Origin of the sequence: Empedobacter sp. UBA7611 (genome assembly GCF_002484365.1) — a bacterium.
GTDB lineage: Bacteria > Bacteroidota > Bacteroidia > Flavobacteriales > Weeksellaceae > Empedobacter > Empedobacter falsenii_B.
Genome location: NZ_DLJR01000020.1, coordinates 1 through 14,419, shown reverse-complemented (window position 1 = coordinate 14,419; position 14,419 = coordinate 1). Strand labels below are relative to the sequence as shown.

The window sequence follows — 14,419 nt, the reverse complement described above, 5'->3', positions numbered from 1 at the left end:
CGCTATTTCAGGACGGGACATTTAATGAAAATACAAAAGCCTTCTAAATCAGAAGGCTTTTTTTATTGTATCGTTAATTCTTCAATGCTTCAAAAATTTTATCTGCTATTTTGGGGTAATTACTTTCGTTTGTTAAGATTTTTCGGTCATCGTCATTTGTCAAATAACCGATTTCAATCATAATAATTGGAACTTGTGAATCTCGTAATATTTTAGAATTTGTTTCAACAATTCCTAAGTTTTCAAAACCTAAAGAACTTATACTTGTTCCAATTTTTTCGCCAAGTATTTTACATTCTTCGAAAGTAGGATTCAATGGAGAAAGGTGAATTTCTGTTCCTTTTTTCGAATCTTTTACATTATAATTTGCGTGAATTGATAAAACCAAATCAGGTTTTATTTCATTAATCATTTTCGCACGACTTGTATTGATAATTTGTTCGTCACCTTTTCTCAATAATACAAAATCAATATCTGTAAAAGGATTTTTTTCTTGAATAATTTCTGCAATTTTCAGCGCAATATCTTTTTCCTGAAATTCATCTTTTTTTACGCCAGTATCTGTTCCTCCATGTCCAGCGTCCAAAAGGATTACGCGCTTTGTAGAAAGTGTTTTATTTTCGATAAAATTTGTTTGTGCAAAAAGACCTGTTGTTAAAATTAAACAAAAGATCTGTAATAGTTTTTTCATGGTTGTTCAGATTAAATTGACCAACTTTAAGCAATAATTGTGCTTTTTTTTCTAAATAATTGGTTAAATAAATCTTTTTTTTAAAATAAACCTCGCGCTTTTATCTCTAAATATTTATTGATTAAGTTAATAGACAATTCTTGTGGTTCGCAATAAATGGTTAAAATCCCAAATTGATGCAAACGATTTATGATTAATTCTTTGTCGTAATTAAACTTTTCAGCAATTGTTTGATCATAAATGTCAGTTGTAGTTTTTGCTTTCTGATAATTTAATTTCTTCAATTCTGAATTTTTAAAAAGAATCAAAACAACAACATGTGATTTTTTAATCAATTTTAGATAAGGTAATTGACGTTCCAAACCATCAATTGTTTCAAAATTGGTATAAATAAATAAAAGCGATCGTTGCGTTAATTTTCGTTTGATATAGGCATACAATTGTCCAAAATCACTTTCCAAAAAATCAGTTTGTACATTGTATAATTTCTCCAAAATCAATTGCATTTGATGATTTTTTCTATCCGCAACAACGTGATCTTGAATTCTTTTATTAAATGTTATTAAACCTGCTTTTTCATTTTTTTGAAGTGAAATATTTGCGACAACTAAGCTAGAATTGATTGAATAATCCAACAATTTTAAACCATCAAAAGGCATTCGCATCGTTCTCCCTAAGTCAATTAACGAATAAACAGGCTGCGATTTTTCTTCCTGAAATTGATTGACCATCAGTCGATTTGCTTTTGCCGTTGCTTTCCAATTGATTAAACGATATTCGTCACCAATCGTATAATTTTTTATATTTTCAAATTCTGTATTTGTTCCAATTTTTCGAATCCTTTTCATTCCAAATTGATTCTGTAACTGAGCGGTAGAATATAATTGAAACTGTTTTAATTGCAAATAAGAAGGATAACAAGCAATCGAAATTGGTTCGTTTATTTTGATCTTTTTCTCAATCAATCCAAAAACAGAAATAAATACATTTGTTAATCCAAATTTATATGAACCTCGTTCTGTTGGTCGAATTTTGAAATCAAATTTAGTATTTTGACTACTTTTAAATCGTTTTCTAAACTGAAAATCTCTTAATTGTAATTGAACAGGAAACTCTTCTATAATCCTTACATTTAGAGGGAATTGATAATGATTTGTTACGAAAAGTTCCAATTCATTTTCATCACCATTTGAAAGTCGTTCTGGATAATTTCGAAGAACTTCAATGGAAGTTTTAGGAGTATAAATCAAAAATATTTCGACAATAACACTGACGATAAAGACAAGTGTCAAAATCTTTGCAATAATGTAAATAGGAGGTAGAAAAAATGCAATCACATAACAAAATGCAATGAATAATCCCGCATAAAAAAAGCGATTGGTAAGAAATAAGCTTCTGAAAAATTTCATTAACGAGGAATTTCTACGCGATCAATAATTTGCTGAATAATATGTTGTGTTGTAAAACCTTCCATCTCTTTTTCAGGAACCATCACAACGCGGTGTCCCAAAATTGTATGCGCAATTTGCTTGATATCTTCTGGAATCACAAAATCGCGTCCATTCACCGCTGCATTTGATTTTGCAGCATCTAAAATCGCGATAGAAGCACGTGGCGATGCACCAATATACAAGGTTTGATCGATTCTGGTTTGATGAACAATTGTCGCAATATACGTAATCAACGCTTCGTGTACGAAAACTGATTTTATGCGATCTTGGAACTCAATAATTTCATTTCCTGAAATTACTTTTTCTACCAACGTTTCTTTGTCAATATTCTTGCGTTCTTGTTGTTCTTTCAATAATTCAATTTCACTTTCTAACGAAGGATATTTGACATAAATCTTAAACATAAAACGATCCAATTGCGCTTCAGGTAAGCGATATGTTCCTTCTTGTTCAATTGGATTTTGAGTTGCAAAAACCAAAAAAGGAGCTTGCAAAGGATAAGTTGTTCCATCAACTGTTACTTGTCTTTCTGACATCGATTCGAATAAAGCCGCTTGAGTTTTTGCAGGCGAACGGTTAATCTCATCAATTAAAATAATATTCGAAAAAATTGGTCCTTTTTTGAACTCAAATTCATTGATTTTAGAATTTAAAATAGACGTTCCAATCACATCAGAAGGCATTAAATCTGGCGTAAACTGAATTCTACTAAAACCAGAATCTATCGTTTTTGCCAACAATTTTGCCATCATTGTTTTGGCAACTCCAGGCAAACCTTCTATCAGAGAATGTCCGTTAGAAAGCAAAGCCAAAATTAATTGATCGATAATATCATCTTGTCCGACAATTACCTTTTTCAATTCATTTTTTACAGTTTGCATTTTATGTTGTACATCCGAAAAATCGACTCTATTTTCGAATGGTTGATATGTATTTTCGCTCATTAGATATTTGCTTTTTGTTTATAGTTTTCGATGATTTGATACACAATTTTCAAATCGTGTTCATTTGGTTGATTTTTTTGATAAATATTTTTCAGAATCGTGAATTTTTCAAGACATTCTTCTTGGCTCAAATTTGCTTTTTGTGCAACAATTTCAATGAATTGTTTGTTTGTAATATCGTCTGTTTCGATTAAAAATGTTTTTCTCAATTTGTATAAAAAATAATCGATTTTCTTTGAAACAATGTCTTTTACTTCGCCATTTTCTTGGTATAAAGAGGAAATTGTCTTAGCAAATTCGACGGTATGATTTTCTTCTTTGGTATAAATTGGAATGATGCGTTGTTCGCGTTTGCTTCTAAAAATTAAAAAGAAGAAAAGTAAAACCAATAACGTAATCCAAGCAGCTTTTAGAGCTGGTTCGCTCATTATGAAACGCATCATTGATGAACTTCCTGCATAAGTTTTCGAGGTATTGTACCAAAAAATAGTTTTCCCTTTCAGTGGTTCTAAAACTGATTTAGCATAGAAATAACTGTCTTCATTTAATAAATAATAATTGGTAAAATAAATCGGTTCTGCGTGATATAAATAATAACCTTTATAATTTTTTGGTTTGATTTTTAAATAATTTGGGTAAGCCTTATCTTTATAAGTAATTGTTCCAAAAATTTCAGAATCATTTGTGATGTCGCTAAAATAATGATGTTCGATTTCTTTTTTCTTCTTTATTTTGAACAATTTATTTGTTCTAAGCTCAAAATGATCATTAATATTTATTGTCTGATTGTACAAGATATTCTCTTCAGATTCCGTAGAATCAGTTGTTGGCGTATCTGTAGAATACGTTTCTTCGTTAATATCTTCTTTTCCATTTGTGTCATCACCAAAATTGTCATAATAATCTGCAATCATCACAATTCCACCATTTTCGGCAATTTTGCTCAATAAATTTTTAGAAACTGTATCAAAATAAATTTCAGAACCGAGCACAACAACTGCATAATCTTTTGCTTTTTTAGGATCAATTTTTAATTCAGAAAGTTTTTCCAAATCTTTCATTTTCCCATTAGATAACTTCCCAAGTTCTTCGTGCATAATAAATAATCCGTACGGATCTTTACTATTTTGATAAAGGCTTACATTCCATGATTTAGGAAGCTTATAACGAAGTTTTGAGAAAGAAAATATAAAAATTCCGATCAATAAAATAGCGCCTAATAGAATACCTAATTTCTTTTTCATGAGGCTAAATATTGGTTAAACTGATTGAAATTTGTCTTGAATTCGTGGTATTTATTTTCATCAATTTTAAATTCTCCAAACCAAACTTGATTGAAAATTTTAGTATTTTGATTGAATAAAATCTTTGATTTTTCGTCTTTTATTTGATTGATAAATTGTTGATTTGTTTTCTTCGGATCCCATTCAATCCAACCTTTTTTATCTAAATTTTGTAGATTTTGATAATGCAAATAACGAATTGCTAAAGCAAAATTTTGTTCTGTTTCTGCTTTATTGATTAATGAATTCAAATTAACTTCGGCTAAATTTTCTTCGATAAAATCAAAATCAGATTCGTCATATAATTTTTTCGAATTTCGTTTAAGAATTCCACCATTTTTGTAAATACGTGTGGCAAGAAAAATTAAGAATAATCCAATTACAAAATAGAAAATGATTTCCCAAGGTAAATAAGAGAGAAATCTAAAAATACCTTCGATTATTTTTGAGAAAAAGCCAGGTTCGAATTCTTTTTTAGGTTTTGGAACATCATTATAATCAAATTCTTTTCCAGCATATTTTTCTTTGAATGCTTTAAATTCTGCTGTTTTTTCTTGTGCAAAAACAACGAATTGAATCAATAATAATGTAAATGTAAAAAATAGTCTAAATTGTTTCATTCGATTCTAAAGTTTGATTGAACGAAAAAGTTTTTTGTCTATTTTTTTGAATCGGATAAATGATGTAATACCAAATAATTAAGATTAATGAAAGGATTATTACCAATAAACTCAATACAATATTAACTTCATATAAACGCGTAATAAAACCTTCGATAAATCCAGCTATAATAAACATTGGAACAGTGCTTAATAAAATCATTACCGCTTCTTTTGCTTTGATTGTGAGTGATTTTTTTCGCGATAAAGTTTTTGGAAACATAAAGCCATTTCCAAGCATTAATCCGCAAGCTCCAGCTATAATAATCACCGAAATTTCGATTGTTCCATGCATCCAAATTGCTGACATTGCCTTTCCCAAAACGCCTTCTTTGAAAAACATATAATGAAATGCACCTAACATAATTCCGTTCGAAAATAGAATATATCCTGATCCAATACTGAAAAATAATCCTAATGTAAAAGCAAAAAAAGCAACACGAATATTGTTGATGGTTATAGCTAATGTAGAACCAGTCTGACTTCCTGATTTGTAAATTGCTGCAGGATCGCCTTTTTTGATGTTCATTAATGTTTCGTCTACATATTGATTCCCTAAAATTAATCGTGTGAAATCGGGATCGAAATGCGATGATAAAACACCAATTAAAACTGCTAAAGCAAAAATCAAGAATGAATACAACAACATTTTGTGATTTTTGTAGACTACATTTGGCACATCTTCTTTGAAAAATTGCACAAATTGATTCCCAGAAGTTCGTTGATCTTTGTAAATTGACTGATGTGCAAATAAAGCTAACTCGTTCAAATAATCTTTTGTCTTACTTTTTGGGTAATAAGTTTGAGCAAACGCCAAATCATTTGTAATTTCGATGTAGTTTTTTGCTAAAATATCTGGATGAACATCAATTTTATTTTTCAAATTATGTTCAATATCAGACCATTTCGCCTTATTTTTATCAATAAAATGCGCTTCTCTCATAGTAGAGTAGTTGTTAGTGAACCAAATATATGAATAAACTTTTAGTCAATACACCACAAAACGTGCAAATTGCTTATAATATTGCGCCACTTGGAAAACGTTTGCTTGCTTATATTATTGATATGATTATTCGTATCATATTAGTTTATGGTATGTTCTATTTTTCGGAGTTAATTCCGAATAGAGACGAATGGTTTCGAATGGGAATTTATAGTATAATAGGTTTTATATTTTTTCTTTATCCTTTGATTTTAGAGATTTTGATGAAAGGGCAAACTGTTGGAAAATGGATTATGAAGATTCGTGTAATACGAATGGATGGAAATCGTGCCAATAATTTCGATTATTTCTTACGTTGGGTGATTGGTATTGTAGAATTGTTTTTATTCTTGGGATTGATTGCGTTGATTACAATGATTATCAATAAAAATGGTCAACGTTTAGGTGATATTGTTGCGAATACATGTTTGATTGATTTGAATCCGAAATTAGATTTATCACAAACTATTTTCGCTGAAGTTTCTGAAACCTATAAAATTCGTTTTCCCGAAGTTTATCGCTTGTCTGATCGTGATATTAATATTGTAAAAGAAAATTTTACGTCTGCATTGAACAATAATAATTATGATATTTTATTAAAATTAACGCGAAAACTGGAGGAAATAATGGAGGTGAAAAGTGATGGTTTAGGGAATATTGATTTTATTCAAGTGGTGATTCAGGATCATTATCATTACCACAAAGACAAGTAAACAATATCTTTGCAAAAAATAAAGAATAAAATGAATTGTCCTTGTTGTTCTGGAAAAGAATATGCAACTTGTTGTGAACCTTTTCATTTAAATAAAGAATTGCCAAAAACTCCCGAAGAGTTGATGCGCTCTCGTTACGCTGCTTTTGCAATGGTTTTGCCTGAATATTTAGTTGATACAACACATTCTTCTACACAAAAAGATAATGATTTTAGTGATATCGAAGAGTGGGCTAAATCGAATAAATGGTTAAAGTTAGAAATTGTTTTTGCAAAAGCTAATAAAGTTCGATTTAGAGCTTATTATCAAGATAAACAAGGCGAAATCTACGAACATGACGAGCTTTCTACATTTGTGCAAGAGAATGGCAAATGGTTTTATGTAGATGGAGAGTTTTATTGATTCTAAAAATAAATTCGGAAAAATGTCTTTTCGAGCGAAGTCGAAAAATCTAAAAAATGTTTTTTTTTGAGTAATTACATTTACAATTTCTTCAATTTGTCATGAATTTCTGTATCATAGATTTCTAAAAAGACTTCATCATAAGCATCTTGATTTTTATAATTATTTCTGATTAAATCTAAGCTTTTATTGTAATTTATTTTTGCAGAATCTTTTTGATTAGTAAGTCGGAATGTTTCGGCTTTATAGTAATAGGCTTCCGCAATATTTTTATCCAAACCGATTGTTTTATTGTAAAAATCTAAAGCTTTTGAATAATTTTTTCGATCAGCTTCAATTTTTCCACGATAAGTGTACATTCTTGGATAAATATTATCGGGATTTTTTTCGGATGCAATAAATTTATCATAATAAACAATCGCGGAATCGTAATTTCCTAAACCTTGATAAGACAACCCCATCAAATAATAAATATTTTCTCCCCAAGGATATTCTACAACATTAGACAATTTATCCAAACGATGAAAATCTATTAATGAATTTTCGTAATCTCTCAATCTTGTTTGTTTTATCCATCCAGAATAACCCAAATAATCTCTTGGATTCATCTCTATTACTTTTTTTAAGCGACGCATTCCTTCTTCATTTTCACCAGCTTTATTATAGGCAACTGAAGATTCCCATAAAATTTTTTCGTTTTTTGGATTCGTTTTGATTAAATAATCTAACATATATGCTGAATAATAACTTCCTTGCGGACCAGCAGCTAAGTCAAATTTTGTTTTTAATGGAGAGAAAAAATATAAATAGAAACAAAATAAACAATAAATAAAAATAGGAATTGCTATGATTAATTTAATCGTACCAAAAATAATTCGCCATGTTTTTGACTTAAAAAATGTCTTCAACTTTCCCATCTTTTAATTTTATTTGAATTTGATAATAAGAATCTTCATTTTTTCCGTTCCAATCTTTTAATTGCTGAACAATAGCAACAATTTTCTTTTGCAAATCATCAGAAATTTCAACCTTTTTATAATCTTGGTCAACTGCTTTAATTCTGAAATAACCAATTTCGTTTTTACAATTAATTACAAAACGTACATTTATATTTCCAGAAAAATTAGGAAATTTTAATTGATGAATTGGTTCAGAAATTACCTTACGAATGCCATAACGCTCTGTTTTGTAACCTGCGTCAGTACTATAATATTGATAAATCATAGAAGAACAAGGCTCGAAAGAAGTGCCTTTATCAATAATTTCTTTTTTATCAATTCTTCCAACTTTTGTTTTTAAAGAAAAGTAAAAAAGTACAGCTAAAAATGAAGCTGCAATAATAGTTAAATAGACAAAATAATTAATGTATTTCATTCTGTCTAAGATATGTAAACTTTTTGCATAAAAAAACTCAATCCATTGAATTGAGTTTTTTGTTTTCTATTTAAAATATTGTTCTGCTTCTAACACGCTTTCTGGTCGACCAACATCGATTAAAATTCCGCCAGAATGATCAAAACCAATGATAGATTCAGTTTGCATTAAATCCATATAGACTTTCATAATAGAAAATTTACCTTTCTCCGTAATTTTATAAAATAAAGTAGGAGAAATAACATGAATTCCACTAAAAGCTAAATCTTTGCAATTGTCTAAAGAATCTACAGCTTTTATTTCTTCTTCCGTTTTCAGATTTCGCCAACCTTTTAACTCATTTTGTTCATTGAAAAATAGTTTACGAGACGAATTTCGATTAGAAACTGCTAACGTTACTAACGCTTTGTTTTCTTGATGTGCTTTGATAAATTTATCAAGATTTAGATCTGTTAAAATGTCCACATTCATCACCAAAAAATCTTCCTCGAAATTAGCTTTTGCTTTAACCAAACCACCACCAGTTTCAAGAACTTGATCTGTTTCATCTGAAATAGTAATTTCAATTCCGAAATAATTATTATCTTCTAAAAACTCAATGATTTGATCTGCAAAATGATGCACGTTAATCACGATTTCATTAATTCCGAAAGATTTCAAATATTCTATATTTCGTTGCAAAAGAGGTTTTCCATTTACAACTGCTAAAGCTTTGGGATGGTTGTCAGTAAATGGTTTTAAACGAGTCCCAAGACCCGCTGCAAAAATCATTGCTTTCATATTAATACGCCTCGTTTATCCAATTTTTTTCTTCTTGCACAATATGATGTAACGTAACTTGCGCTTCTGGAAATTTCTCTTGAATATGTTTTGCAGTCGCATCAGCAGAATAAACTGATCGATGTTGTCCGCCTGTGCAACCAAAATTAATTTCTAAATTCTCGAAACCTCGTTGCAAATAATCTTCGATCGAAATGTCAATAATTTGAAAAACACCTTCTAAAAAAACTGCAATTTTAGTTTCTGTTTCCAAGTATTTTTTAACCTCTTCGTCGCGCCCTGTTTGTGTTTTATATGCCTGAATTCGACCTGGATTTAGAATTCCACGACAATCAAAAACGAAACCACCACCATTTCCAGTTGGATCGGTTGGAATTCCTTTTTTATACGAAAAACTACGAACGTTGATATTTAATTTAGCCATTTATTTTATGATTTATGCGTTCTAACGTTTCTGGAAGAACAAGGATTTTTATAATATGTTTTAATTCTGGATAATTTTGTAATATAGGATAATCGATTATTGATTCTAAGTTTTTAAGCCCAAATGAAATACTTTCTAAAAAGTGTTTTTTACGTTCAATAATTCCTCTCAAACCATAGGTTCCTAAAACTTGTAAAAGTCGAGCAACTACACAATATTCGTACGATTGACGAAAATCTATTGGAACTAAAGTTGGAATTTGTTTGGTTAATTCTTGGTAATAAAATTCGTATAATTCTTTTTTAAATTCAAATGGTAAATTGGCTTTTGCTTGCCAAATTAACGAAACCAAATCATAGACAACAGGTCCATATAAACCGCCTTGATAATCGATAAAATAAGGTTCGTTTTGATGAATCATAATGTTGCGCGTTTGGAAATCTCTGAACACAAAACCTTGTGGCGAAAGTTTATCAAATTGAGACGCAAAACGATCAAAATCTTTGATTAATTTTCCTGCATTGTAATCAATTCCTAAGACATCTAAAAAGTAAAAATTAAACTGAAATAAATCTCTTAAAATTAATGTTTTATCTAATTTTGGATACGAAAAAGTATGATTAAAATCGATTTTAGTTGCACCTTGAATTTGAGCAATTGCTAATTTTTCTAATGTCTTAAAATAATAAGGTTTTGCTTTTTCGAAATCATTCAAGACAATATTCATCAGTGTTTCGTCTCCTAAATCTGTTTGAACATAGGTTGCAAAATCTTCTGAAACTGAAACAATTTCTGGAATATTATTGATGACTTTTTTTAAATCTAAAGAGAACTGAATAAATACTTTATTTTCTTCAATATTAGAGCTTTCAGCCAAAATATACGACTGATTTTGATCAAAAAATCTCGAATAAACTCGAGCTGAACCTCCTCCTGAAAGTTGAGTTAAACTTTCAATTGCTTTTTGAGTAAAGTTTTCTTGCAAAAATTGAGCTGTAGTATCGTTCATCAGAATATTTTGCGAAAGTTACGCATATCAAAAATGATTTAAAAATATTTGTTTGCTGTAACTTTTTTCAAAATGCTGCATCTATTTAGTAAAACAGAAACTAATATGAAAAAAATAGCACTTATTATCGCAATGATTTCGTTACAATCATGTATTACAGTAAAAGTTAATGCAGATGTTGACTCGAATAATTTTTATAGAAAAGTGGATAATCCAAATATCAAATCGCAAGGAACTTTTTTTGACAAAGGAGTTGGAGATTCGAAATGGTCGAATTCGAATGGTGATAATTGGACAAAAGCGAAATTTGAAGATGCTTCTGGAACGAGTTATATTAAGTTAAATATATCGAAAAGCTTAACTGCTAATTTTCATTCGAATATCAAATTAGAAGGCGAAATGATGTTTGAAATTGTCGATCAAAATAATGAAGTTGTGTTTAATCGTCAACTTACAAATTCGAAAGAAGAAAATTTTACAGTTGATTTAGCAAAAGGTGATTATCAAGTTCGTTGGAATTCTACGAATGCAACTGGAAGTTATTTTTTGGAATGGAAACAAGATAAATAACATAAATTTTAGCATATTTTTTGGTCGGTCGATTATTTTTTTGATGTATTTTTAGAAAGATTTTAAATAAGTAATTATGTCTTTAATAGATGATTTGAAATGGCGTTACGCCACAAAAAAATATGATCCGTCTTTGATTGTTGAAGAAGAAGACGTTAAAAAAATTGTTGAAGCCGCTCGTTTAGCGCCAACTTCATCAGGTTTGCAACAGTTCAGAATTTTGGTTATTAAAAACAAAGAATTGCAACAAAAAATTGTTCCAATTGCCTATGATCAGCAAGCGATTGTAGATTGTTCGCATTTATTGGTTTTTGTAGCTTGGGATCGTTACACAGAAGATCGTATTGATGCAATTTACGATTATACAACGGATGAGAGAGATTTGCCAAGAGGTCGTTTTGGTTCATATACAGATAAATTGAAAGGAATTTATTTGCCTCAAACTTCTGAAGAAAATTTTGCACATACTGCTCGTCAAGCCTACATTGGATTAGGTTTTGCGCTTGCTCAAGCTGCAGAATTGAAAATTGATAGTACGCCAATGGAAGGTTTTGATAATGCTGAATTAGATGATTTGCTTGATTTGAAAGAAAAAGGAATGCGAAGTGTTTTGATGCTTCCTTTGGGATACCGAGATAGTGAAGATTGGTTAGCGCCAATGAAAAAAGTTAGAAATCCGATGAAGGATTTTGCAACGAAATTATATGAATAACAAAAAAGCTTTCTCAGATCTGAGAAAGCTTTTTTGTTCAACAATATTTTGAGCTTTTTTATTTTAACCTACTTTAACTTACAAATCGTAACATTTTTTTTTAAATTTGTTTAAAATAGTACGCAATGAAATATTTATTCATCGGATTTTTAGGGCTATTTATAGCTTGTAATGCGCAAGAAACTAAGAAAGTTTCTAAAAAGCAAACCATTCATCAAACAACAAAAACACCTCAAAAAGTGAACAAAATTTACGATTATACATTCAAAGATATCAATGATGACGATTTTAATTTCGCGGATTTGAAAGGAAAGAAAATCTTAATTCTTAACACAGCTTCAAAATGTGGTTACACACCTCAATATGATGCTTTAGAAAAATTGTATCAAGAATATAAAGATCAAGGTTTAGTTATTGTTGGATTTCCTTCAGACAATTTTGGAGGTCAGGAATTTGACAACAATGAAGAAATTGCAAGTTTTTGTAAATTAAATTATGGCGTAACTTTTCCTTTGATGTCAAAAAGTGATGTAATTGGAAAAAATCAAAATGAAATTTTCAAATTCTTAACAAAAAAATCATTGAACGGAAAATCTGATAATGATGTAAAATGGAATTTTACGAAATTTTTGATTAACGAAGACGGAACTTTAGAGGCTTCTTATCCATCAAAAGTAACTCCAGATTCAAAAGAAATAATAGATTGGTTAAATAAATAGTAAATGAAGTTAGATATTCTTGCAATTGGAGCTCATCCTGATGACGTAGAATTGGGATGTGGAGGAACACTTGCAAAAGAAATTAAAAACGGTAAAACAGTTGGTATTCTCGATTTAACAAAAGGAGAATTGGGAACTCGTGGTACTGATGAAACGCGCCGTGTAGAAGCAAATGATGCCAAAAACATTTTGGGAGTTGCTGTAAGAGAAAATCTTGGAATTCCTGATGGTTTTTTCTTGAATGATAAAGAAAATCAATTGAAAATTGTCGAAATCATTCGCAAATATCAACCTGATATTATTTTGAGTAATGCACCTCACGATCGCCATCCAGATCATGGAAAAGGTTCAGATTTAGTGAATACTGCTATTTTCTTATCGGGTTTACCAAAAATTGATAATGGATTACCAGCTTGGCGTCCAAAAAAGCACTTCCACTACATTCAATGGTTGCCTTTAGAACCTCATTTTGTAATTGATATTTCTGGTTTTGTTGATACAAAAGTGGAAGCTTGCATGGCGTATAAAACGCAATTTTTTGATCCAAATTCGAGCGAACCTCAAACACCAATTTCATCGAAGAATTTTACAGATTCTATCCGATATCGTGCATATGATTTAGGAAGATTAATCGGAACTGAAGGTGGAGAAGGATTTATTTCGCGAAGTTATATTGGCGTAAATAATTTAGATTCTTTAATTTAGAAATAAAGGTGTAAAAAACCTTTATTTTTTTGTCAAAATTATTTGCAAGTACCGATTAATAGGCTATATTTGCAGTCCAATTGAGAGATTAAATAAAAGTTAATTTCGCAATAAAAATGGTGATTGTAGCTCAGTTGGTTAGAGCGCCGGATTGTGGTTCCGGAGGTCGTGGGTTCGAGACCCATCATTCACCCTAAAACTTTAGAATTAGTTTCAAAAGAAATTCAAACCAAATGGTGATTGTAGCTCAGTTGGTTAGAGCGCCGGATTGTGGTTCCGGAGGTCGTGGGTTCGAGACCCATCATTCACCCACATTAAATCTCAATTTCAATAGAAGTTGAGATTTTTTTTATTTAATAATTTAATGTTATTTTTATTAAAATCTTAATAATTTACATGATATTATTCTCTATTTTATTATTAATAGTAGTTCCTGTACTCTTTTTTATCTATTATGCAATTGAAGATTATAGAGATGGAAATAAAGAGAAACTATACATTTTTCTAATTCTTTCTTCTCTATTATTAATATTTATATTATTCTTATATAATGTAGATGATAGTCCTAAAGACGGAGATAACACTGAACTTACAACATCATTTTCTCCAACCAAAGAAGAAATCTACAAAATACAATTTGGTAATTTTCCAGACTCTACAAATATAAAAGTATTAGAAGCTCATTATTGGGAGTCTGCACATTGGTCTTATGAATACAAAACATTTTTAAAATTAAACGTAAAAAAAGAATGGATAGATAAACAAATTGTAAAAAAACAATTAAAAATCTATTCCAAAAAAGACCCATTACCAGAACTAAACAATCCACCAAATTGGTTCACCCCTTCTAAAAATCATATAATATATTTATCAGCTCAAAGAGGTCAATCAAATTATAGAATTTATTATGACTCAATTTCAAAAGAAGTTTTATATTTTGATATGCAACTATAAATAGTTATTCAAAATGAAAAAATATATTGTAATCTTCCCTAAAAACC

The 14,419-nt window shown here is 29.7% G+C and carries 18 protein-coding genes and 2 tRNA genes; 9 read left to right on the top strand and 11 right to left on the bottom strand.

Annotated features, from left to right (window positions below; all coding sequences use genetic code 11):
* Positions 1 to 73 precede the first annotated feature (73 nt).
* The 6 genes from B3R94_RS02440 to B3R94_RS02415 all read right to left on the bottom strand — a co-directional run bounded on the left by B3R94_RS02440 (position 74) and on the right by B3R94_RS02415 (position 5,971).
* Positions 74 to 691, bottom strand: a complete 618-nt coding sequence (locus tag B3R94_RS02440; protein WP_291098411.1) for an N-acetylmuramoyl-L-alanine amidase — start codon at positions 689 to 691, stop codon at positions 74 to 76.
* Between the two features lie 80 nt (positions 692 to 771).
* Positions 772 to 2,100 carry a DUF58 domain-containing protein gene (locus B3R94_RS02435; RefSeq protein WP_291098408.1) on the bottom strand — a complete coding sequence of 443 codons (1,329 nt, stop codon included), beginning with the start codon at positions 2,098 to 2,100 and terminating at the stop codon, positions 772 to 774.
* A complete protein-coding gene (locus tag B3R94_RS02430) occupies positions 2,100 to 3,086 on the bottom strand; it encodes an AAA family ATPase (protein ID WP_291098405.1) in 987 nt (328 codons plus the stop codon). The genes B3R94_RS02435 and B3R94_RS02430 overlap by 1 nt, the downstream gene beginning before the upstream one ends.
* Complete coding sequence (locus B3R94_RS02425; protein ID WP_125349087.1) at positions 3,086 to 4,330, bottom strand: hypothetical protein; 1,245 nt, start codon at positions 4,328 to 4,330, stop codon at positions 3,086 to 3,088. Before B3R94_RS02425 ends, B3R94_RS02430 begins: the two co-directional genes overlap by 1 nt.
* Positions 4,327 to 4,989, bottom strand: a complete 663-nt coding sequence (locus B3R94_RS02420) for a hypothetical protein (protein ID WP_280036848.1) — start codon at positions 4,987 to 4,989, stop codon at positions 4,327 to 4,329. The genes B3R94_RS02425 and B3R94_RS02420 overlap by 4 nt, the downstream gene beginning before the upstream one ends.
* Positions 4,976 to 5,971, bottom strand: coding sequence for a stage II sporulation protein M (locus tag B3R94_RS02415; RefSeq protein ID WP_291098402.1), 996 nt, complete (start codon positions 5,969 to 5,971; stop codon positions 4,976 to 4,978). The genes B3R94_RS02420 and B3R94_RS02415 overlap by 14 nt, the downstream gene beginning before the upstream one ends.
* A 29-nt stretch (positions 5,972 to 6,000) precedes the next feature.
* Here B3R94_RS02415 and B3R94_RS02410 point away from each other — a divergent pair, with 29 nt between their 5' ends.
* Both B3R94_RS02410 and B3R94_RS02405 read left to right on the top strand, forming a co-directional pair.
* On the top strand, positions 6,001 to 6,723 hold the full coding sequence (locus tag B3R94_RS02410) for an RDD family protein (RefSeq protein ID WP_291098399.1): 723 nt from the start codon (positions 6,001 to 6,003) through the stop codon (positions 6,721 to 6,723).
* A 30-nt stretch (positions 6,724 to 6,753) separates the two neighbouring features.
* Positions 6,754 to 7,125: a YchJ family protein gene (locus B3R94_RS02405; protein WP_291062264.1), complete on the top strand. Its 372-nt coding sequence runs from the start codon at positions 6,754 to 6,756 to the stop codon at positions 7,123 to 7,125.
* Positions 7,126 to 7,205: 80 nt separating this feature from the next.
* Here the strand turns inward: B3R94_RS02405 and B3R94_RS02400 are convergent, their stop codons facing one another.
* The 5 genes from B3R94_RS02400 to B3R94_RS02380 all read right to left on the bottom strand — a co-directional run bounded on the left by B3R94_RS02400 (position 7,206) and on the right by B3R94_RS02380 (position 10,712).
* Complete coding sequence (locus B3R94_RS02400) at positions 7,206 to 8,042, bottom strand: tetratricopeptide repeat protein (RefSeq protein WP_291089737.1); 837 nt, start codon at positions 8,040 to 8,042, stop codon at positions 7,206 to 7,208.
* Positions 8,017 to 8,499, bottom strand: a complete 483-nt coding sequence (locus B3R94_RS02395) for a hypothetical protein (protein WP_291072403.1) — start codon at positions 8,497 to 8,499, stop codon at positions 8,017 to 8,019. The genes B3R94_RS02400 and B3R94_RS02395 overlap by 26 nt, the downstream gene beginning before the upstream one ends.
* A gap of 66 nt (positions 8,500 to 8,565) precedes the next feature.
* Positions 8,566 to 9,279, bottom strand: coding sequence for a nucleotidyltransferase family protein (locus tag B3R94_RS02390; protein WP_291098396.1), 714 nt, complete (start codon positions 9,277 to 9,279; stop codon positions 8,566 to 8,568).
* 1 nt (position 9,280) lies between these two features.
* Positions 9,281 to 9,703, bottom strand: a complete 423-nt coding sequence (locus tag B3R94_RS02385; RefSeq protein WP_280036842.1) for a RapZ C-terminal domain-containing protein — start codon at positions 9,701 to 9,703, stop codon at positions 9,281 to 9,283.
* Complete coding sequence (locus B3R94_RS02380; RefSeq protein WP_219034690.1) at positions 9,696 to 10,712, bottom strand: aminoglycoside phosphotransferase family protein; 1,017 nt, start codon at positions 10,710 to 10,712, stop codon at positions 9,696 to 9,698. Before B3R94_RS02380 ends, B3R94_RS02385 begins: the two co-directional genes overlap by 8 nt.
* Before the next feature lie 105 nt (positions 10,713 to 10,817).
* On the opposite strand from B3R94_RS02380, the gene B3R94_RS02375 reads away from it, so the two are divergent.
* From B3R94_RS02375 to B3R94_RS02345, 7 genes are all read left to right on the top strand, one after another.
* Complete coding sequence (locus B3R94_RS02375) at positions 10,818 to 11,282, top strand: hypothetical protein (protein ID WP_152606167.1); 465 nt, start codon at positions 10,818 to 10,820, stop codon at positions 11,280 to 11,282.
* A gap of 76 nt (positions 11,283 to 11,358) precedes the next feature.
* Positions 11,359 to 11,994, top strand: coding sequence for an NAD(P)H-dependent oxidoreductase (locus tag B3R94_RS02370; protein WP_114999737.1), 636 nt, complete (start codon positions 11,359 to 11,361; stop codon positions 11,992 to 11,994).
* 125 nt (positions 11,995 to 12,119) lie between these two features.
* Complete coding sequence (locus B3R94_RS02365; RefSeq protein WP_181816287.1) at positions 12,120 to 12,713, top strand: glutathione peroxidase; 594 nt, start codon at positions 12,120 to 12,122, stop codon at positions 12,711 to 12,713.
* Positions 12,714 to 12,716: 3 nt separating this feature from the next.
* Positions 12,717 to 13,418 (top strand): bacillithiol biosynthesis deacetylase BshB1, encoded by a 702-nt coding sequence (gene bshB1 / locus B3R94_RS02360; RefSeq protein ID WP_125349099.1) that lies wholly within the window; start codon positions 12,717 to 12,719, stop codon positions 13,416 to 13,418.
* Positions 13,419 to 13,536: 118 nt separating this feature from the next.
* Positions 13,537 to 13,612 (top strand) — tRNA-His (locus B3R94_RS02355).
* A 41-nt stretch (positions 13,613 to 13,653) separates the two neighbouring features.
* Positions 13,654 to 13,729 (top strand) — tRNA-His (locus B3R94_RS02350).
* An 85-nt stretch (positions 13,730 to 13,814) separates the two neighbouring features.
* Entirely contained in the window at positions 13,815 to 14,372 is a 558-nt protein-coding gene (locus tag B3R94_RS02345) for a hypothetical protein (RefSeq protein WP_114999734.1), read from the top strand.
* Positions 14,373 to 14,419 lie beyond the last annotated feature (47 nt).

What these genes read in the sequence shown, in the direction of transcription:
- B3R94_RS02385 (WP_280036842.1), bottom strand. Translation starts at nt 9,703, where the DNA reads ATGGCTAAATTAAATATCAACGTTCGTAGTTTTTCGTATAAAAAAGGA.
- bshB1 (WP_125349099.1), top strand. Translation starts at nt 12,717, where the DNA reads ATGAAGTTAGATATTCTTGCAATTGGAGCTCATCCTGATGACGTAGAA.
- B3R94_RS02420 (WP_280036848.1), bottom strand. Translation starts at nt 4,989, where the DNA reads ATGAAACAATTTAGACTATTTTTTACATTTACATTATTATTGATTCAA.
- B3R94_RS02410 (WP_291098399.1), top strand. Translation starts at nt 6,001, where the DNA reads ATGAATAAACTTTTAGTCAATACACCACAAAACGTGCAAATTGCTTAT.
- B3R94_RS02365 (WP_181816287.1), top strand. Translation starts at nt 12,120, where the DNA reads ATGAAATATTTATTCATCGGATTTTTAGGGCTATTTATAGCTTGTAAT.
- B3R94_RS02370 (WP_114999737.1), top strand. Translation starts at nt 11,359, where the DNA reads ATGTCTTTAATAGATGATTTGAAATGGCGTTACGCCACAAAAAAATAT.
- B3R94_RS02405 (WP_291062264.1), top strand. Translation starts at nt 6,754, where the DNA reads ATGAATTGTCCTTGTTGTTCTGGAAAAGAATATGCAACTTGTTGTGAA.
- B3R94_RS02440 (WP_291098411.1), bottom strand. Translation starts at nt 691, where the DNA reads ATGAAAAAACTATTACAGATCTTTTGTTTAATTTTAACAACAGGTCTT.
- B3R94_RS02435 (WP_291098408.1), bottom strand. Translation starts at nt 2,100, where the DNA reads ATGAAATTTTTCAGAAGCTTATTTCTTACCAATCGCTTTTTTTATGCG.
- B3R94_RS02395 (WP_291072403.1), bottom strand. Translation starts at nt 8,499, where the DNA reads ATGAAATACATTAATTATTTTGTCTATTTAACTATTATTGCAGCTTCA.
- B3R94_RS02415 (WP_291098402.1), bottom strand. Translation starts at nt 5,971, where the DNA reads ATGAGAGAAGCGCATTTTATTGATAAAAATAAGGCGAAATGGTCTGAT.
- B3R94_RS02425 (WP_125349087.1), bottom strand. Translation starts at nt 4,330, where the DNA reads ATGAAAAAGAAATTAGGTATTCTATTAGGCGCTATTTTATTGATCGGA.
- B3R94_RS02430 (WP_291098405.1), bottom strand. Translation starts at nt 3,086, where the DNA reads ATGAGCGAAAATACATATCAACCATTCGAAAATAGAGTCGATTTTTCG.
- B3R94_RS02375 (WP_152606167.1), top strand. Translation starts at nt 10,818, where the DNA reads ATGAAAAAAATAGCACTTATTATCGCAATGATTTCGTTACAATCATGT.
- B3R94_RS02400 (WP_291089737.1), bottom strand. Translation starts at nt 8,042, where the DNA reads ATGGGAAAGTTGAAGACATTTTTTAAGTCAAAAACATGGCGAATTATT.
- B3R94_RS02390 (WP_291098396.1), bottom strand. Translation starts at nt 9,279, where the DNA reads ATGAAAGCAATGATTTTTGCAGCGGGTCTTGGGACTCGTTTAAAACCA.
- B3R94_RS02345 (WP_114999734.1), top strand. Translation starts at nt 13,815, where the DNA reads ATGATATTATTCTCTATTTTATTATTAATAGTAGTTCCTGTACTCTTT.
- B3R94_RS02380 (WP_219034690.1), bottom strand. Translation starts at nt 10,712, where the DNA reads ATGAACGATACTACAGCTCAATTTTTGCAAGAAAACTTTACTCAAAAA.